This is a genomic window from Paenibacillus taichungensis, from assembly GCF_003287275.1.
Taxonomy (GTDB): domain Bacteria; phylum Bacillota; class Bacilli; order Paenibacillales; family Paenibacillaceae; genus Paenibacillus; species Paenibacillus taichungensis_A.
Map to the genome: position 1 here is coordinate 1 of NZ_QEVW01000001.1, position 18760 is coordinate 18760.

The 18760-nt window shown below is 48.8% G+C and carries 19 protein-coding genes and 1 riboswitch; of the genes, 16 read left to right on the forward strand and 3 right to left on the reverse strand.

Translation table 11 applies throughout. The features are described 5' to 3' along the window. Nucleotides 1-47 precede the first annotated feature (47 nt). The 3 genes from DC345_RS00005 to DC345_RS00015 are packed head-to-tail and all read left to right on the forward strand — an operon-like array spanning nucleotide 48 to nucleotide 1913. Nucleotides 48-431, forward strand: a complete 384-nt coding sequence (locus tag DC345_RS00005; protein ID WP_113051369.1) for a GntR family transcriptional regulator — start codon at nucleotides 48-50, stop codon at nucleotides 429-431. After that, the gene (locus DC345_RS00010; RefSeq protein ID WP_113051370.1) at nucleotides 428-1294 is read left to right on the forward strand and encodes an ABC transporter ATP-binding protein; all 867 of its coding nucleotides are present in this window, start codon (nucleotides 428-430) and stop codon (nucleotides 1292-1294) included. The genes DC345_RS00005 and DC345_RS00010 overlap by 4 nt, the downstream gene beginning before the upstream one ends. Continuing rightward, on the forward strand, nucleotides 1287-1913 hold the full coding sequence (locus tag DC345_RS00015) for an ABC-2 transporter permease (protein WP_113051371.1): 627 nt from the start codon (nucleotides 1287-1289) through the stop codon (nucleotides 1911-1913). Before DC345_RS00010 ends, DC345_RS00015 begins: the two co-directional genes overlap by 8 nt. A gap of 185 nt (nucleotides 1914-2098) precedes the next feature. Here the strand turns inward: DC345_RS00015 and DC345_RS00020 are convergent, their stop codons facing one another. Beyond that, complete coding sequence (locus DC345_RS00020) at nucleotides 2099-3520, reverse strand: aminotransferase-like domain-containing protein (protein WP_258530405.1); 1422 nt, start codon at nucleotides 3518-3520, stop codon at nucleotides 2099-2101. Between the two features lie 120 nt (nucleotides 3521-3640). Between DC345_RS00020 and DC345_RS00025 the strand changes: the two genes are divergently transcribed. Both DC345_RS00025 and DC345_RS00030 read left to right on the forward strand, forming a co-directional pair. Continuing rightward, nucleotides 3641-4570 (forward strand): DMT family transporter, encoded by a 930-nt coding sequence (locus DC345_RS00025; protein WP_113051373.1) that lies wholly within the window; start codon nucleotides 3641-3643, stop codon nucleotides 4568-4570. A 238-nt stretch (nucleotides 4571-4808) separates the two neighbouring features. Continuing rightward, a complete protein-coding gene (locus tag DC345_RS00030; RefSeq protein WP_113051374.1) occupies nucleotides 4809-5132 on the forward strand; it encodes a hypothetical protein in 324 nt (107 codons plus the stop codon). A 102-nt stretch (nucleotides 5133-5234) separates the two neighbouring features. Here DC345_RS00030 and DC345_RS00035 read toward each other — a convergent pair whose 3' ends face one another. Then, nucleotides 5235-6038: a Cof-type HAD-IIB family hydrolase gene (locus tag DC345_RS00035; RefSeq protein WP_113051375.1), complete on the reverse strand. Its 804-nt coding sequence runs from the start codon at nucleotides 6036-6038 to the stop codon at nucleotides 5235-5237. A 240-nt stretch (nucleotides 6039-6278) separates the two neighbouring features. Then, entirely contained in the window at nucleotides 6279-7280 is a 1002-nt protein-coding gene (locus DC345_RS00040) for a lipoate--protein ligase (protein ID WP_063564381.1), read from the reverse strand. 211 nt (nucleotides 7281-7491) lie between these two features. On the opposite strand from DC345_RS00040, the gene cobD reads away from it, so the two are divergent. The 11 genes from cobD to DC345_RS00095 all read left to right on the forward strand — a co-directional run bounded on the left by cobD (nucleotide 7492) and on the right by DC345_RS00095 (nucleotide 18706). Further along, complete coding sequence (gene cobD, locus DC345_RS00045) at nucleotides 7492-8640, forward strand: threonine-phosphate decarboxylase CobD (protein ID WP_113051376.1); 1149 nt, start codon at nucleotides 7492-7494, stop codon at nucleotides 8638-8640. Next, complete coding sequence (locus DC345_RS00050; protein WP_113051377.1) at nucleotides 8621-9439, forward strand: adenosylcobinamide amidohydrolase; 819 nt, start codon at nucleotides 8621-8623, stop codon at nucleotides 9437-9439. Before cobD ends, DC345_RS00050 begins: the two co-directional genes overlap by 20 nt. Before the next feature lie 44 nt (nucleotides 9440-9483). Then, entirely contained in the window at nucleotides 9484-10464 is a 981-nt protein-coding gene (gene cbiB, locus DC345_RS00055) for an adenosylcobinamide-phosphate synthase CbiB (protein ID WP_113051706.1), read from the forward strand. Next, the gene (locus DC345_RS00060; RefSeq protein WP_181586425.1) at nucleotides 10455-11102 is read left to right on the forward strand and encodes a histidine phosphatase family protein; all 648 of its coding nucleotides are present in this window, start codon (nucleotides 10455-10457) and stop codon (nucleotides 11100-11102) included. Before cbiB ends, DC345_RS00060 begins: the two co-directional genes overlap by 10 nt. A gap of 154 nt (nucleotides 11103-11256) precedes the next feature. Then, a riboswitch (cobalamin riboswitch) is annotated at nucleotides 11257-11404 on the forward strand. 200 nt (nucleotides 11405-11604) lie between these two features. Next, nucleotides 11605-12609 (forward strand): ABC transporter substrate-binding protein, encoded by a 1005-nt coding sequence (locus DC345_RS00065; protein WP_376032091.1) that lies wholly within the window; start codon nucleotides 11605-11607, stop codon nucleotides 12607-12609. Continuing rightward, nucleotides 12606-13652, forward strand: a complete 1047-nt coding sequence (locus tag DC345_RS00070) for a FecCD family ABC transporter permease (protein ID WP_113051380.1) — start codon at nucleotides 12606-12608, stop codon at nucleotides 13650-13652. Before DC345_RS00065 ends, DC345_RS00070 begins: the two co-directional genes overlap by 4 nt. After that, complete coding sequence (locus DC345_RS00075; protein WP_397333599.1) at nucleotides 13649-14470, forward strand: ABC transporter ATP-binding protein; 822 nt, start codon at nucleotides 13649-13651, stop codon at nucleotides 14468-14470. The genes DC345_RS00070 and DC345_RS00075 overlap by 4 nt, the downstream gene beginning before the upstream one ends. 47 nt (nucleotides 14471-14517) lie before the next feature. Further along, a complete protein-coding gene (cobT, locus tag DC345_RS00080) occupies nucleotides 14518-15648 on the forward strand; it encodes a nicotinate-nucleotide--dimethylbenzimidazole phosphoribosyltransferase (protein ID WP_113051708.1) in 1131 nt (376 codons plus the stop codon). Next, nucleotides 15645-16205, forward strand: a complete 561-nt coding sequence (gene cobU, locus DC345_RS00085; protein WP_113051381.1) for a bifunctional adenosylcobinamide kinase/adenosylcobinamide-phosphate guanylyltransferase — start codon at nucleotides 15645-15647, stop codon at nucleotides 16203-16205. Before cobT ends, cobU begins: the two co-directional genes overlap by 4 nt. Then, the gene (gene cobS / locus DC345_RS00090; RefSeq protein WP_113051382.1) at nucleotides 16202-17092 is read left to right on the forward strand and encodes an adenosylcobinamide-GDP ribazoletransferase; all 891 of its coding nucleotides are present in this window, start codon (nucleotides 16202-16204) and stop codon (nucleotides 17090-17092) included. The genes cobU and cobS overlap by 4 nt, the downstream gene beginning before the upstream one ends. 72 nt (nucleotides 17093-17164) lie before the next feature. Next, nucleotides 17165-18706, forward strand: a complete 1542-nt coding sequence (locus tag DC345_RS00095; RefSeq protein WP_113051709.1) for a cobyric acid synthase — start codon at nucleotides 17165-17167, stop codon at nucleotides 18704-18706. The last annotated feature ends 54 nt before the right edge of the window (nucleotides 18707-18760 follow it).

The window sequence follows — 18760 nt, forward strand, 5'->3', positions numbered from 1 at the left end:
ATATACACTATACATGGATTGGATTGAAACCAGTGAGGTGACAGAACATTAATATACTAATATCAAACGCATCGAACGATCCGATCTACATGCAGATTCTGACCCAGATTAGACAGAGCATTTTAAGCGGGGAACTGGTTGCAGGGGAGAGCCTCCCCTCCATCCGTCAACTTGCAAAGGATCTGCAGGTCAGTGTAATTACTACCAAACGTGTCTATGAAGAACTGGAGAAAGAGAAACTGATTGATTCTGTTGTTGGTAAGGGGTGCTTCGTCTCAGGAGTCAATCAGGACTTTATTCGGGAGCGACGGATGAAACAAATGGAAGAGAAGATGCAAGAAATCATTCGTGAGAGTAAGGAACTAGGTATGAGTTCACAAGATTTAATCGATCATCTTACTTTGCTGTTTGAGGAGGAACAAACACCATGAATGCAATTGAGTTACGCAATGTAACAAAAACGTATCCATTATTTAAAGTTGATAATATATCTCTAGATGTAAAACAGGGATATATTACTGGACTCATTGGTCCGAATGGGGCTGGGAAGAGCACACTTATCAAAATGATCATTGGCCTGATTTATCCTGACACTGGGAGTATAAAAACACTGGGTAGTGAGATGCACAATCAGGAAGTTAACATTAAGCAGCGCATAGGTATAGTGTCAGATGACTGTTTTTACTATGAGCATCTTACAATTCATGAAATGAGAAGAATGATTGCCTCATTCTATAAGAAGTGGGACGACAAAACATTTAATACCTATCTTGAGCAATTCGAGCTGTCCCCCAGAAAAAAAATCCGAGAGTTGTCCAAAGGCATGAAAATCAAATTTTCCCTTGCTGTAGCCTTATCCCATGACGCTGAGCTTCTCATTATGGATGAACCCACATCCGGACTAGATCCTGTATTTAGAAGGGAACTCCTTGATCTGCTTGCAGATATGATACAGAACGAAACCAAATCCATTATTTTCTCCACTCATATCACGACCGATTTGGAGCGTATTGCAGACTATATTATGTTCATGAATCAAGGGAAACTCATATTCAATGAAGTAAAAGATGATGTACTCGAAAGATATACCATCGTAAAAGGGGATATGGATCTGCTTGATTCGGATACTCGAAGTCAATTCGTCGGAATCCGTGAGACCGCGGTTGGTTTTGAAGGCTTGGCAGATAACAGGGCGGAGGCAGAACGATTATTTGGTAATTATGCTCTTTTACATAGACCCTCGCTCGAAGACCTTATCTATTTTACGGCCAAGGGGGAACGGCATCATGCTTAACTTGCTTCGCAAAGATTTTATAGCTTTAAAAAGCTCCCTATGGGTGATTCCTTTTTACCTTGTTGTATTCAGCTTCGCATTTATACCCCAAACTGAAATGTCGATGTATTTCGTAGGAATCTATACTGCTTTCGGTTCGATGATCCTTGCAACCACGATTGATATTAAAAATTACAATCATAATTTTCTCGTTACGCTTCCGGTTAGCCGCAAGAACATTGTGCAAGCCAAGTACCTGTCTGCCATTTTGTATGCTCTTTTCGGAGTGTTGGCTTCATATGGGATTCACTCGCTCGTTAATATAAATTATCCCGAGCTGAACAAGCCTGATTATTCGGTAATGGACATTTTGATTTCTTTAGGAATGGTGCTTGTCTTAGTTTCGATCTATTTACCTCTTTTTTACGCCTTTAGCAAAAAGGGAGCCGGAATTATTAATATGGTATTCATGATAGTTCTCATTATTATGGCGCAACCTGCGGCCTTCCTCATAAGTAAGGCAGGCGAGAATGGAATGGATCGTGCTTCTGTTTATGTTTTTGTTTCAGTTTGCATTCTTCTGTTGTTCATTGCCTCCTATTTTGTAACGGTCCGTCTGTTTACACGGAAGGACCTATAGGATGAATGAAGATGGATTTCAATAAAAAAACTTTCTAACTTACTTTACCAGTCGAGAACAGTGAGAACAGAAGCAGCCCCAAAAGTCGCCAAACGGCGACTTTTTGTGTTACAGAAGATTTAAAATTTGCGACCTGACAGACCAGCTATCGTTAATCTGCAAATGTAGATTTTGCAAAAGTATCATCACGTATTTTCAGCCAATGCAATTAGTCTGCCCATGCCTTCCCGGATTTGTTGCTCGTGAGCATAGGAGAAGGAGAGACGCAGCTTGCGACTGGCGTTCGCATCGGAAGGATCGAATACCGTTCCCGGCACAAAGGCGACAGAATGCTCCATGCATCGGTGAAGCAAGCGCCCTGTATCTACACCTTCCGGAAGCTCCGCCCAGATGTTAAGTCCACCCTCAGGGCGAGTCCATGTCCAATCGGTTTGTTGTAGGCACTGTTCCATCACTTCCATCCGTAGCTGAATAGCGGTGCGCAGCTTGGACAGATGCTGGTGCATACGTGAAGACTGGAAATAACGGAGGAAAAGCTTCTGATTCAGCAGAGGTGAACCGTTATCTGTCAGAGCTTTGACGGCCTGCAATCCTGGCATAAACCGGGGACGGCACATGATTGCGGCAATCCGCAGACCCGGCACGACATATTTGCTATAGCTGCGAATATAGAGTGTATGTCCTGTCGTATCGTATGTGAAGATCGGCGCAGGAGGTTTTTCCTTGAAATAGATATCATAGGTGCTGTCGTCTTCCACCAGAAAACATCCGTACTGTTCTGCCAGTTCAGGCAGTTGTTTGCGCTGCTCGGTCGGAATATTAATGCCCGTAGGGTTTTGGAAGGTTGGCGTCATATAAAATACTCTCGGCTTTTCCTGCTTCATCAGGCGTTCAATCTGTTCCAGATCGTAGCCATCAGGATGGATATCCGTAAAAATTAACTTGGCACCCTGTTTGCGGAAAATTTCCATCGCAGGGCCGTATGTTGGCCTCTCCATGAGCACACGGTCACCGGGTCTGACGAGACTTCGGGAGATCACATCAATGGCCTGCTGTGCACCGGAAGTGATTAGTACTTCATCGGCCGATATATAGAAACGTTCCCTTGTCGTCAGATGGCTTGCCAAGGCGCTGCGCAGCTCCAGATCTCCCTGAATCGTGGAATATGTGCCAAGCAGACGAGGATATAGATCTAGCAAATCCCGCATCAGTTCTCCCCAATATCGGTTGGGTAGTAGGGCCGGGTCGATCAATGATTTGGAAAATTGGTACTCCGCCTCAAGGGATTGCACGCGGGCAAGTGAATCCCAATGCAGCCAAGCAGACACTGCAGGGTCATCGGCCTGATCTGTCACGGGAGAAGGTTCAGCAGGACTGACAAAATAGCCGGACTTGTCCTTGACGTAAACGTTCCCCCGTTCCTTTAATTCCTGATAGGCCTTAAAAACGGTGAGGCGATGTACACCGAGCAGCTCGGACAGGCTCCGCACGGACGGCAGCTTCTCATGCTCTTTCCACTCTCCGGCTTCGATCCGTACAACCAGATAATGTACCACTTGCTCATATAGTTTCAGGCTGTTATCTGTCATCAACATGGCTTTGCCCACCCGGCTCACGCTCCTTTTGAACTCCATTGTAACAGCAAACGGGAACTAACTGTTCTGTTTTATTCATTCTGTTCTGTAGACAGTGCTATATGATGGAGAGCAGATGAAGGAGGGGCTAGCATGGTTGCAGTAGCATTTACCGTAATGTGTCTTATTTTTGGAACAACGTTTCTAGCGATTAAAATTGGTGTGGAGGCAGGCATGCCGCCTTTTCTGTCGGCCGGACTGCGCTTTATCATTGCAGGTGCTCTAATGTTTGCATGGATGTGGATGAAAGGGAAAGTGAACCTGTCTTTACTATGGCGGAAAGAGATGCTCTTGACGGGGGCCGGATTGACTTTCGGGACCTTTGCGACCTTATATTGGGCTGAACAATATGTGAGCTCGGGTGTTGGCGCGATTCTGTCAGCAACAGGTCCACTGATGATTATGGTGATGCAGACAGCGTTGTTGCGTCAAAAAACGTCTGCACGCATGATTGCGGGATGCCTGATTGGTTTTGCCGGAGTTATCCTCGTTGTATTGCCTGGTGTATCCATTGGCGGTAATTCACTGTGGTTATGGGGCTGTATTGCTGTATTGGTGGGTGAAGTCTGTTACTCGGCAGGTGCGTTGTACTCCAAAAAGGTCATTAACCAGTTTAAGGAAGCTAATCCTGTAGCCATCAATGCGGTGCAAATGATGTACGGAGGTCTACTTTTATCCGGGCTCTCGGCAGTGACAGAATCATGGAGTACAGCAGGACTGGATTGGTTGCCAGCGGTATCTTCCCTGATCTATCTGACAGTGATCGGTTCGATGGTTGGGCACAGCTTGTTCTACTGGATCATGTCTCGTACCAACCCGTTATTCCCAGCGACCTGGTTATACATTTCCCCTCCGATTGCGGTTGGGCTTGGGGCGGTTCTCTACAATGAGCATGTAAGCTGGATTACCTGGTTGGGCGTTGCTCTGATCGTTTCAGGTTTGCTGGCGATGAATGAGAAAGTGATGGGATGGCTCAAGAGAGGCAAACACACAACTTCTTTGGGTCAGACCAATATGCTTTAGGTCAAAAACTCTTCGGCTACGCATTTATAATGTCGTAATCGAGGAGTTATTTTCTTGTAAATCAATAAAGTATATATCGGGATCTCCAGGATATGATATAGTGTAAAATGCATTTAACTTAGGAGAGGAGAGTATTATTGAGAATTGTTAGTAGTTATAGAAGCAGATTAGAAATAATATAGGTTTTCTAAGATTCATTTAGAAAGAGTAGGAGAGATTTAATTAAATTGGAGGCATTATGGAAGAAGAAATACATATGATTTCATATTTGGTGGGTATTGCACCTTTTTTAATTTTTCTGGTTTTCACAATGTATCATCGTTTTTTAGCTTTTTTTGTACTGTTTTTTCTTTGGGGAGGATTGTTCTATCTGGGTATCAGGCTAGATTTGGACACCGATTTGGCGATTCAATTTGTTCCAAGTATACTCGGGAGTATCTTTGGTCATATTTGGGGTTTCATGGCTGGGGAAATGGAGGATAGTGGGCAGAGGCGAGCTGAAAAGCGAGAGCAGCGAGAACGAGCGGTTCGTGCTTTGGAACGAATGGCGAACAAAAAGTAATTTATCTGCATTTTAATAACTCATGTTCTGAAGCGCTGAATAGAAAAACAGCCCGGAATCCACAATTTATTGTGGTTCCGGGCTGTTCTGTTTCTGAGGCAATTACTCCGCGTTCAGCACAAACTTCTCAATCACTTGCTTCACGCCGTCTTCGTTATTGCTCGCGGTAATGTAATCTGCCAGCTCTTTCAGAGCAGGGATCGCATTTCCCATCGCTACACCAAGACCAGCAACTTCCAGCATCTCATGGTCATTCCAGGAATCCCCGATGGCAATGCACTCGCTCAATTGGTGACCGAAGTGTTCTGCCAGGAAGGTTAAAGCATGACCTTTCGTTCCTTCGCTGTGCATGATCTCAAGGAAGTATGGCTTGGACTTGGTGATGTGTACTTCTGATCCGAGCAGTTCGCGCAGGTCAACGGCAACCTTATCCAAGTAATCTGGCTCATCGATGATGAGCAGTTTCGGTGTTTTTTGCTCGATCACTTTGATGAAATCCGGTTCGATGTGGTACTGAGTGCCATTCAGTTTGGCGTAGTCACGCAGCTTGTCGTTTTCTTCACGGGCGAAAAGTTTGTCGTCAATATACGTTTGCAGGTGCAGATTATGCTCCAGGCAGTAGTCGTACAATTTGCGGGAAGCGTCCTGTGGAACGTAGCGCTCGTAGAGTACTTTTTCGTCCAGCAAGTTTTTTACCAAAGCGCCTTGATACGTAATGATGGGCACGTTCAGCTTCGTTTGGCGTGCGAGGGCTTGTGCGGAAGCATAGGCACGTCCCGTTGCCAGTGTTACAACGACACCATGAGCTACTGCTTGTTCCAGGGCAGTTTGTGTTGCAGGCGTTACTTCCTTGTTATCGTTAATCAGGGTATCATCAATGTCAATTGCGATTAATTTGTAGGTCATCTAGTTTCTCTCCTTTTTTATCTGTATCTATACCCGACTTAATCTATATCAGTTCAACTAAACGTTTTACACGAGAACGGAGAGGACAGAAAAAACCTGAAGAAGCGGAGCGTTCGCCTTTATCACCGGATTTTCCCTTTAAAAGAAGGGGATCAAAAAAATCTGGGGATAACAGCGATCGGAAGGTTATTCTGTCATCGGAGTGGCAGGTGTAAACTTTCTTGGGTTGAACTTATATACCTACTCCTCCAGGAAAATGAGGCCGATAAAGTCCTCCAGCTCCAGGTTGCCGAAGTAATGTTTTACATCCAGACCCTCAAGTGCAGTACGCACCTCGGATTCCTCGTAACGCTTGCCGCGCAGCATATCTTCGATATCCGCTACATCGCCTACGCCGAAGAAATCACCAAAGATTTTGATATCTTCAATGCGTCCATCTTTGATATTCATGCGCAGATCAATGATGCCGACAGGGAATTTACGTGTATGCTTCACATTGCTTTCCGGGGAAAGCCCGTAGTTCCAGTCCCAATTGTTATAACGCTCAGCAGAGATTTCGTTGATCTTGTCCCAGTCTTTCTCTGTGAGTTCATATTGAGGAACATCTTGTGGTTCCATACGGAAAATATGACGCAGCAGCTCGTCCCGGAATTGTTCAATGGTCAGATTGCTGTCAATCAGATCACGAATATTGGCAACACGGCTACGTACGGATTTGGTGCTCTTGGACTTGAACTTCTCTGGATTAACGTTGAGTGAAGCCTGGACGTGATCGAGGTTCAGGTTAAACATTAATGTACCGTGACTGAACATGCGGCCACGTGTAGAGAATTGGGCATTGCCGGAAATTTTCTTCTCTCCAACTTGCAGATCGTTACGTCCCGTCAGTTCGGCATTAACCCCAAGTTCTTGCAGGGCTTCCACCACAGGCTGCGTGAATTTGCGGAAGTTGTGGAAGGATTGTCCGTCATCCTTGGTAATAAAGCTGAAATTGAGGTTGCCCAGATCGTGATAAACGGCTCCGCCTCCCGAAAGACGACGTACGACTTGAACACCGTTATCCTGAACATACTCAATGTTGATCTCTTCAATGGTATTCTGGTGTTTTCCGATAATAATGGACGGGCGGTTGATGTAAAACAACAAGTAACTGTCATCCATCGGCAGATGCTTCAGAATGTATTCCTCAATGGCGAGGTTTACAGAAGGATCTGTAATGCCCTGGTTATCAACAAACAGCATGGTCATTCCTCCATTAATGTATGTGAGGGATGCATATCCCTTATGTAGTGATACTTTACGGAATCGAAATTCCTTCTCTATTGTAAACGAATTGTCGAAAGGACACAAAGGAATTGAAGCCGCAAAGGGCTTGAATAGTCAAAACAGGATTGACCCCTGCCTGTCAAGACATCCATAATAAAAAGGACATGCAGAAAGGATGACGGACAGGATGACCGGTTTAATTGAAGTTTTCGGACATGGCGGTGATGTGGAGACGGCCGCGGCACGTTTTGGAGGGAATCCTGCGGATTTCCTCGACTTTAGCGCAAACATTAATCCTTTGGGTCCACCTCGGGAAGTGCTGGAGGCTTTGGAACAAGGATTGCATACGGTACTTCGTTACCCTGATCCGGGCCATCGGGCGTTCAAAATGTTGCTTAGTGACCGACTGGGTTTAACCCCAGATCACATATCTGTGGGTAACGGGGCGGCAGAAAGTATGGCTCTAATCTTACTTGGACTTGCGCCTCGTAGAGTAGGCACGGTAGAGCCCGGCTTCTCAGAGTACAGTGCATTATCCAGACAATTTGGAGCAGAAGTCCACCATGTTCAAGGACGGGAAGAGCTGGAATGGCGAGCAGAACCGGAAGATATGGAGAAGCTGCTGGAGCGGGTGGACTTGCTTTTCCTTGGACAACCCAACAACCCCAATGGGGTACAGTATCCGGTGGACGTTCTGCAACGGCTTGCTCGTAAAGCAGAGACAACAGGCACAATATTGGTTGTCGATGAGGCATTTATCGATTTTATTCCTGAATCACAGCGTCAATCGCTTGCATTCAGCTTGAAAGAGTATCCGCAAGTGATCATCATTCGTTCGATGACCAAGTTTTATGCGATTCCAGGCCTGCGTCTGGGTTATGCGATAAGTCGCCCCGAACTGATTCGTGCCATGACAGACAAACAGGTCACCTGGAGTGTGAATGGGCTGGCACTGATTTCAGGAGAAGCCTGTTTGCGCAGCGGGGATAAATTTGAACAGGAGACAATGGCACTGGTGTCACACGAGCGAAAGAGATTAACGGAAGGTCTGGAGGCTTTGGGATGTAAGGTGACGCGAGGGGAAGCGAACTTTATATTGGCAGCTCTGCCAGAGCCGTGGACAGCGTCGTCCATGCAGGCTGCTCTTGGCGAACGCGGTATACTGATCCGAAGCTGCGCGATGTATCCCGGACTTGGAGAACGACATGTACGTTTTGCGGTCAAGGACGCAGAGGCTAACGGACGTATGCTGGAAACCATGGGAAATGTAATTACGCCTAATCTGACAACCGGGTTAGGGGCAAGGAGGCAAAGCGATGGCACTGCCATTCTATAATTACTACTCCCATGTACAAAAGGACCAGAACGAATACAGATCTTCTGTGTGGCCGGGATTATACGTCTCTGCACATGAGCGCCATATTAAGGCATCCAGCCCCTCTGCTGTAACAGCCCTTTCCAGTGCCGTGTATGGAGGCGGCATGATTGAACTGGATCGTATATTCAACATCTATGTGGACAGACATTATCGCTGTGACGATCCACCACGTGATATTGCTGATCTGTTGAGTGAATGGCAGGAGCCACAGGATCAATGTGCCGGTCTTCTGACTGCGGTTCGATTGGAGCACACAGCGATCCAGGAATATGAAAGCGATGAGTTCGGATTACTTTGCTGCACTACAGCAGGGGTATCCAATGCTGCACGGGCAGGTTCTGCAAGAACCGTATTCGATGCTGCGGGGAATAAGATGAACAATGGGACGGTGTCCCAGAAAATTGAGAAGGTTTCGGCTTCAACCTATACTCCCGGTACGATCAATATTATGTTGTGGATGAATGGGCGTATGACTGTAGGGGCTATGGTGAACGCCGTTCAGACTGCGGTTGAGGCGAAGGCTGCTGCGTTAGCTGATTTCGGTGTGATGGATTCAGAGAATGGTCTGACTGCAACCGGAACAACAACGGATGCCATCGTACTCGCGGTCAGCCAGGCTGCAGTAGATAGACCGCTCATCAGTTACGCCGGGACGGCTACGGTCATGGGTGCTGGTATCGGCAGGCTGGTGTATGACACGATAATGGAAAGCCTGCAAGCCGCGCAGGAATGGAAAGAGAGGAATAACAAGCAATGACATCTCTGCTGCATCAATGGGCTTCCTGGCCGATCTGGGCGGGAATGGCTGGAGCCTGGATTATTGTAGGAGCATACATATTGGATCGCTGCATCGGTGATCCACGCTGGATTCCTCATCCGGTGATTGGCATGGGAAAGGCCATCTCAGCTCTGGAGCGGACGATAAGGAGGCGGGTGGATTCAAACCAGGCTCTCAAAAGAGCTGGTGTATTATTTCCCATTTTGATTGCAGGCGGTTCTTTTGCACTGACTTGGGGATTAATCTATGTGCTGGGTCTTATTCATCCGGCTGTTGCGGTTGTGGCAGAAGTGGTTCTAATCGCGACCACCATTGCCTCGAAAGGTTTGAAGGATGCAGGTATGGACGTTTACCGCCATCTGAGTGAGCAGGATTGGACTGCGGCGAGACGTTCACTGGGCATGATTGTCGGGCGTGATACGGAACATCTGGATGAACCGGAGATTGTGAGGGGAACGGTAGAGACTGTGGCGGAGAATATCGTGGATGCCATCGTCTCTCCACTGTTCTATGCCCTGATTGGTGGTGCACCACTTGCCATGGCCTATCGGGCGGTAAATACCCTGGATTCCATGGTGGGTTATAAAAATGAGAAATATCTTCATCTCGGCTGGGCGTCCGCCCGTCTGGATGATTGGGCCAATTGGATTCCCGCGCGACTTACCGCTTTGCTGTTGATTATGGGAGCTTGGTTCATGAAGCTGGATGCCAGAGGGGCAGCACGCATGGTGTCCCGGGATGCACGACTTCACCCAAGCCCAAATAGCGGTTTTCCCGAGTCGGCGGTGGCCGGAGCGCTGGGTATAAGACTTGGTGGACATAACGTATATCATGGCGTGGCTTCATTTCGCGCATATATGGGCGAGCCTACAAGACGGATGGAAGCAGAAGATATTGTACGAACAACACGGCTTATGTTCTGGTCGGCAGGTTCTTTTGTTTTAGTATGTTGGTTGGTCACCTTAGGGGTATGGTCTGCTGGAGGTGGACTGTTATGGAGGTAGAAGCTGGACATGGTGACATGCAAAGCCGTGAGATTATTTTGATACGTCATGGTACAACGGCGTGGAACTTGGAAAAAAGGTATCTTGGACATACCGACATCGGATTGCTGCCTGAAGCAGAGCAGGAGCTATCTTCGCTGCGTGAGCAGTTCAGCAATATCACATGCGATGCCCTGTATTGCAGTGATCTGCTGCGATGTCAGCAGACACTCACACACATTGCGCCGTCCCAAGCGGGACAGGCCAAGCTTGATCCCCGACTAAGGGAGATCGACTTTGGTCAGTGGGAGGGGTTGACCTATGATCAGCTCAAGGACAATCCACAGTACCGCGACTGGATCGATGCTCCGCAGGAGGTAACGCCCCCGGATGGAGAGCCCTGGACAGCATTTGCTGCACGGATTGATTCTTTTATGGAAGAGAGTCTGATGTCCTTTTCACCAATACTTCACTCTCCCAGCATGAACGTGCCAAAGGTAGCCGTGATTACGCATGGCGGTGTTATTCGTTATATGGTGTCACGTCTCATTCGGAATCAAGGATTCTGGGATACACAGGTGATACCAGGACAAGCGATAAAGATTCGGCTGGATGGCGATGGGGACAGCTGGGTTGGAACCAGATTGACTTTTCCGTAAATCGGGTTGTAAGGATGTGCAATATAACCTATAATCACAACAGAAGTGTGACTTAGCAAGCGCATCATTGAATAGAGGCTTTAATAAGCTCTGCCGAGGATGCAGGATGCTCACTTGAATGGTTAAACAATATTAGCGACCAAGGGTCCCGCGTGCATGCAGCAATTTCATGGGTTCATATGAGGCCATGAACGGCAAACGGGTGAAATAGGGAAGCCGGTGTAAATCCGGCACGGTCCCGCCACTGTAAATCAGGATAAATTCCTGTAAGTCAGGTTACCTGCCCTGGACGTACAAACCGGTGTTCCTTCGAGGAAAGGACAGCGTTTCGGGCAGTTCTCTGTGCATATACAGCGCCAAGCTGACCATGCGCAGATCGCCACATGCGAGACGTCATCCCTGATCCTGACCAAAGGATTGGGGATTTTATTTTTTCGGAACACAAATTCAAGCGGAATTGGGACAGGAGCACTACTCACTAGAATGGATAGAGAAGGGGAGAATGAACACAATGAATTTCAAGACATGGAAAGGCGTAGCGTCACTGCTGAGCGCAGCGATGCTGGCACTGACGTTGGCCGGATGTGGTACAACAACAACGAACGAGGGTACAGGATCCTCGCAACCTGCACAGGAGCAATCCCAGGAGCAGGCGCAGACAGATCTCAAAACCCAATACCCACTCACGGTTACAGATGCTACGGGTGAATCGTTTACCTTTGACAAAGCACCAGCCAAAATCGTATCCGTATCTCCGGCTGAAACGGAATCCCTTTTCGCACTCGGATTGGACGAGCAGATCGTAGGGGTATCCGACTATGACGATTATCCGGAAGCAGCAACGAAGAAACCAAAAATGGGCGGCATAACAAAGCCTAATGAAGAGTCGATCATTGCAGCTGAAGCAGATATCGTATTTACAGGTATCTCGATGAGCGAAGAGTCGGTTAAGAAACTGCGCGATCTGGGTATTACCATTTTCAAAACAGATCCTAAATCAGTGGATGATGTGATGAACAACATTGAAACATTTGGTAAAATCACGGATCATCAGGAAAAAGCACAAGAGATCATCACCCAAATGAAACAGGATGTGGCTGATGTAACTGAAGCTGTGAAGGCAGTTAAAGCGGAAGAGAAGAAAAAAGTATACGTTGAGTTCTCCCCAGGCTGGACTGTGGGTAAAGGCGAATTCATGGATGAATTGATTACACTGGCCGGAGGAAACAACGTAGCTTCCGACTTGACTGGCTGGAACCAGATTAATGAAGAGAACATTATTGCCTCCAATCCGGACGTCATTTTGTATGCGAACGATGTTATTGACGAAAATTCCAAAACATTGGATCAAATCATCAAAGCACGTAGTGGATGGGATCAAATCACGGCTGTGAAAAACGATGCAGTCATCGGTCTGGATGCCAACCTGTTGAGCCGTCCGGGACCACGGGTAACCCAAGGTCTGAAAGAAGTAGCCAAAGCGATCTACCCTGATCTGTTCAAATGAGTAAAAAGCTGGCAGTGTACGGAACGGCCGGAATTGTGCTGCTTGTGTTAACCGTGCTCATATGCACGGGCATCGGTTCGGTTGCCCTGCCTGTTCGGGACATTGCGGGCATATTGCTTCATCGCATTCCCTGGGTGGGCGACTGGATTATTCCTGACTGGAATACAGCAGCAGAACAGATTATATGGAAGGTCAGATTCCCACGTGTACTGCTTGCCGTGCTTGTAGGTGCATCGCTGGCGATTGCCGGAACTGGATTCCAGGGGGTTCTTCGTAACCCTCTGGCTGATCCGTTTACCCTGGGCGTATCGTCCGGTGCATCGGTAGGTGCGGCTTTTCTGATTTTTTTCGGATTACAGTATGCACTGATTGGGATCTGGACTCTGCCACTGGTCGCGTTTCTGACGGGAGTTGTTACTCTATGGTTTGTGCTGGCTCTCGCTCGTGAGGGTCGCAAAATACCGACACACAGCCTGATTTTGGCTGGCGTGGTCATGCAAAGTTTCCTGGGAGCAGTAGTCTCTTTCCTGTCGACCATGTCGAAACAGACAATCAATGAAATTATATACTGGACGATGGGAAGTCTGGCACTGCGTGGGTGGTCGTATACGGCCATCCTTTTCCCGTATTTTGTACTTGGGCTGATTTTCCTCTGGAGCCGTGCACGTTCATTGAATGTGCTTGCCTTGGGGGAACGACAGGCTGCGCATATCGGGGTTAAGGTGGATGGATTGAAGCTGTCGGTGTTAGCTGTGGGTACGCTGCTTACGGCAGGCGCTGTCTCCGTATCCGGTGTGATCGGCTTCGTCGGCTTGGTCATTCCGCATATTCTACGGCTCATCGTCGGACCTGATTATCGCTTGCTGGTGCCATTGTCCGCCATTGGGGGAGCCATCTTCATGGTCTGGGCAGATACAATTGCACGCTCATTGCTGGCCCCAACCGAAATTCCGCTGGGTGTGGTTACGGCTTTTGTTGGAGCGCCATTTTTTGCGTATCTGCTGCACCGGAACAAAAAGCTGCGGAAGGGGATGATGCCATGAGTACATTCATGAAAACAGACCTTACCAAAAGTCGGCCGATGATAGAAGTCAAAGAAGCTGGTAAAATGTATGGTAACCATCGGGCTCTGCATGCGGTGGACTGGCAAGTCACAGAGGGCGAATGGTGGGGTGTTGTTGGTCCAAACGGCAGTGGAAAATCGACCCTTCTTCAGCTACTTGCCGGAACCGAACAGCCGAACGTAGGCAGCATACAGATTGATGGACGTGACATTTCCTCGTACACCCGTAAAGATCTGTCGCGCATGATTGCGGTTTTGCAGCAGGATGGACTGCCGGCCATCTCTTATCCCGTAAGGGATGTTGTCGAGATGGGACGTTACCCTTACCAGAATTGGCTTGGCAAAGAACCGTCGAATGGAGCAGCGGTAGTTGATAAGGTGTTAGAAGAGTTGGGTCTGAGTGACATGGCCGAACGACCTTTGGATGCACTGAGTGGCGGACAACGGCAGCGGGTTGCGCTTGCCAAAGTCATGGCTCAGGAACCGAGGCTATTATTGCTTGACGAGCCAACGACCTTTCTCGATATCAAATATCAATTGCAATTCATGGAGTTATTATCAGCGTGGCGTCAAAAAAATCATATTACCATTGTGGCGGTGCTGCATGATCTGAACCTGGCCGCGCAATTTTGCGATCATATTCTGGCGCTGCGTGACGGGACTTGTGTAAGCAGTGGCACCCCCCATTCGTTAATGACGGAAGAGAACATTCGGGAGATCTTCCGGGTGAGCCCGGCCATGGTGAATCATCCCGACAATGGATTGCCACAGCTTTTGCTAAGAAGAGAGAAGAAATGAATGAAGCGGGGGAGACCCCATATTTTGATAAAGGAAGTGCTGGTTGTATGAATAATGAACAGGTGTTGGAACAGTTGATTGGTCGGATCGTGGGTCCACATGAGGCAGTTGCGGCTGAAGCTTCCGCGCATGTTGATGCATTGACGAAGCCTCCCGGCAGTCTGGGCAAGCTTGAACAGCTAGTTATTCGTCTGGCGGGAATCACTGGTGAGGCTCGGCCTTGCTTTGATCGAAGAGCTGTCATCGTTATGGCTGCGGATCATGGGGTGGTTGAAGAAGGGATTAGCGCTTTTCCTGCTGAGGTAACGCCGCAGATGGTTCTGAATTTCTTGGCAGGGGGAGCCGCTGTCAATGTGCTTGCGCGCCACGCTGGAGCTCATGTGATCTGTGTGGATATCGGCGTGAATGCGGATCTGGATCATCCAGACCTGGTCTCCCGCAAAGTCCGTAAAGGAACAGCTAACATGGCGAAGGGTGCTGCAATGACCCGGGGCGAAGCGATTCAGGCCATTCTTGCAGGTGCTGAAGTGGTCTCCACTGAGGTTGCGAAGGGAACGCAGTTATTTGTGACCGGAGAGATGGGGATCGGGAATACAACTGCTAGCGCTGCGGTAATGTGTGCATTAACCGGAACAGCACCTGCTTCAGCGGTTGGCCGGGGAACAGGCTTAGATGATGTCGGTTTGCAGCGCAAAGCCGCAGTAGTCAGCCAAGCCCTCAGCGTGAATGCTCCAGATGCAGACGATGCACTCGATGTACTGTGCAAAGTGGGCGGACTGGAGATTGCCGGACTGACAGGGGTGATTCTCGCTGCTGCTGCAAACGGATGCCCCGTCGTCGTGGATGGATTTATCTCCACCGCTGCCGCGTTGATTGCAAGTCATCTTGCTCCGCTCAGCACAGAATACATGATTGCTTCCCATACATCGCATGAAAGTGGACATGCAGCGTTGCTGCGTGAGCTGAGTCTGAAGCCCATGCTGGATCTGGACATGCGACTGGGTGAAGGTACCGGAGGCGTGCTCAGTCTTCATCTGATTGATGCGTCATGTCGCATTCTGAATGAGATGGCGACATTTGCAAGTGCGGGTGTATCTGATGGCACAACGGAGTCTCAACCTACAGAGTCTATATCAGCTTCTGCTGATTCATCTGTTCAAGGAGAGGTATCCTCATGAGTGTTCTCGTGACGGGCGGGGCGCGAAGTGGCAAAAGTTCGTTTGCCGAGCGTCTCTGTATGCAGCGATCCTCTGAGGCTTGGTATGTCGCTACGGCTCAAGCTTATGATGACGAGATGCGTGAGCGTATACGTCTGCATCAGAGCCAGCGGGATGAAGCAGGATATCTATGGCATACGGTGGAGGAACCGCTGGCTTTGCCTGAGTTAATTACACGAATGGGAGAGTCCCATACAGGTACGTCTGCACCGACCATTCTGGTAGATTGTCTGACACTGTGGCTCAGCAATGTACTGTTAGCGCATGAACATGAACCTGTTCAGGTGCTGTACGATCATATGGACGCGCTGGTAGCGGCCATCCAGTCGTACCCGGGTCTGCTCGTGCTTGTCACCAATGAAGTAGGGGACGGCATTGTGCCGGAGTATGCGCTGGGCAGAAGATATCGGGATCTGGCAGGCATTCTCAATCAGCGGATTGCCGCGATTTGCCGCGAAGTGTTTCTGGTGACAGTGGGTATTGCCATTGAGCTGAAAAGCAGGGAGTATCGTTTATGAGTAAAGGTGACCTTGAACAAAAACATGCGGCTGCGGCCGCTTTTCAATTTCTATCCCGGTTTCCGGTAAAAATACAGCTTGATTTCGTCCCGCCATTGTTGAGGGAAAGTGTAGTGTATTACCCGCTGGTTGGTGCTGTCATCGGATTATGCGTTTGGCTGGGCGGAGCCCTGACGGGTGCACTGCTTCCATCGTTTCCGGCTGCGGTGTTAACCTTGACGTTATGGGTATGGCTAACCGGAGGCCTGCATTTGGATGGTTGGATGGATACGGCAGATGGGCTGCTTAGTTATCGCACCCGTGAGCGAATGCTGGAGATTATGAAAGACAGCCGCGTTGGGGCAATGGGCGTGATCGCCTGTGTCCTGCTGTTGATGATGAAAGCGTCATTGATTGCTGACTTTATTGCACGTGGTAACTGGGCCTATGGCGCTTTGCTCATCCTGCCGATGATCTGGAGCCGCTGGTTCATGGTATACGCCATGGCATCCTGGCCGAATGCCCGCAAGGACGATGGACTCGCTGTCCTGTTCAAGGGATTGGGTGAACGGAGGGAAGTCCAGCGTGCACGCAGGTCCGCGGTTGGGCTAACCATTCTGGCAGGTGTGATCACATGGGCAGCGGTATGGATCTTCCAGCCGGATACAGCCATGTTCCAAGTACTGGCGACAGAGAATGGATTGGGGACGTTACCATGGTGGCTATATCCCGTTGCAGCGATCATTGTGGTGCCACTGGCTGGTTATGTGATTGGCAAATTCATTGCCGGGCGTATCAGCGAAAGGCTGGGTGGACTTACAGGGGACACATATGGAGCCATGAATGAGCTGCTTGAGGCCGCACTGCTAACGGTACTTAGTCTGTTACAGGGATTCTTTTTGATATAACGCTGAGCGTGGAGGTGAGGGAACGTGGAAGATACTTCTACACAAACATCCGAACAAACGGCAGCAGTATTAATGCTGCAAGGGACGGCATCGGATGTGGGGAAGAGTGTAATTACGACGGCCTTATGCCGAATATTCAAACAGGATGGCTTCAGGCCGGCTCCGTTCAAATCACAGAACATGGCACTGAATTCCTACGTCACGGAAGACGGGAAGGAAATCGGAAGAGCTCAAGGGGCGCAAGCCGAGGCAAGCGGCATTGAAGCGACGACGGATATGAATCCGATCCTGATCAAGCCGGTTCGGGATATGCATTCCCAGATTGTCGTGCACGGTGTACCTCTTACACAGATGAGTGCATGGGACTACCGGCAGCATTTCCTGCCCGAAGCCAAACAAACGGTTATGGATGCACTGAATCGGTTACGCGCGACGTATGATATTGTGCTGATGGAAGGTGCGGGAAGTCCTGCAGAGATTAATCTGAAGGATCGAGATATCGTTAATATGAATCTGGCGGGATGGGCGGATGCTCCGGTTATTCTGATCTCGGATATTGATCGTGGCGGCGTCTTCGCCTCCATTGTAGGTACACTGGAGCTGCTTGAGCCGCATGAGGTTCAGCGTGTAAAAGGATTCATCATCAACAAGTTTCGCGGAGACCTGTCCTTGCTGCAGCCTGGGTTGGACTGGCTTGAAGAACGGACAGGCATACCTGTATTGGGCGTATTGCCTTACATAAGTGATATTCAGATTGAAGCGGAAGACTCTGTGGTGCTGGACTCCATGCGACATGGAAAATCCGGTCAGCAGGAGCTGGACCTTGTGGTAATTCGTTATCCGCGCATTTCCAATTTTACAGACTTTGATGCTCTTTCCCGGGAACCAGATGTGAATGTGCGATACGTGACTTCTCCCGATGATCTGGGACATCCCGACGCCATTCTGCTTCCAGGTACGAAGGATACCATCGGTGATCTGGCATTTCTACGTGCGTCAGGACTGGAGCAAGCAATTGCCAGCCAGACGGAGCGTGAACATGTTCAACTTGTCGGGATATGTGGTGGATATCAGATGCTCGGTCAGCGTCTCAAAGATCCATTTGCGGTAGAAGCGAATCAGATCCAGGAAGCCCATGGATTGGGATGGCTGCCCCTATCGACAACCTTTCTGCAGAACAAACAAACGGTAAGAGCCTCCGGGTATGTTCATAGTCATCATCCAATTCGTTTGGCTAAGGAAAGCGATCCTGCAAACTCGTTGAAGATTAATGGATATGAGATTCATATGGGTGTTACCGAGTGTCTTGAGCCTGAACGTTTAACGGCCTTGTTCGAGATCGCCCATCCGGGAGGTCAATCCTTTTATGAAGGCTGGGGCACGAGCGATGGCAAAGTATGGGGAACGTACCTGCATGGTTTGTTTGAAAGTGATCAGTTCCGGCGTTCATGGCTGAATGGTTTGCGTGAAGGAAAAGGACTTGCTCCGTTGCTGGAGACATACAGCGCACGTGAACGCAAGGAAATGGAGTTTGACCGTGTAGCTGAATCATTACGTTCTTCCTTGGATATGCAGCGTGTATACGAGATTATGGGCGTTCAGCCACCTGAATAATAGTTCAATTTATATAATATGCAGTCCAAAAGAATACCCCCATGCGTGGCAACG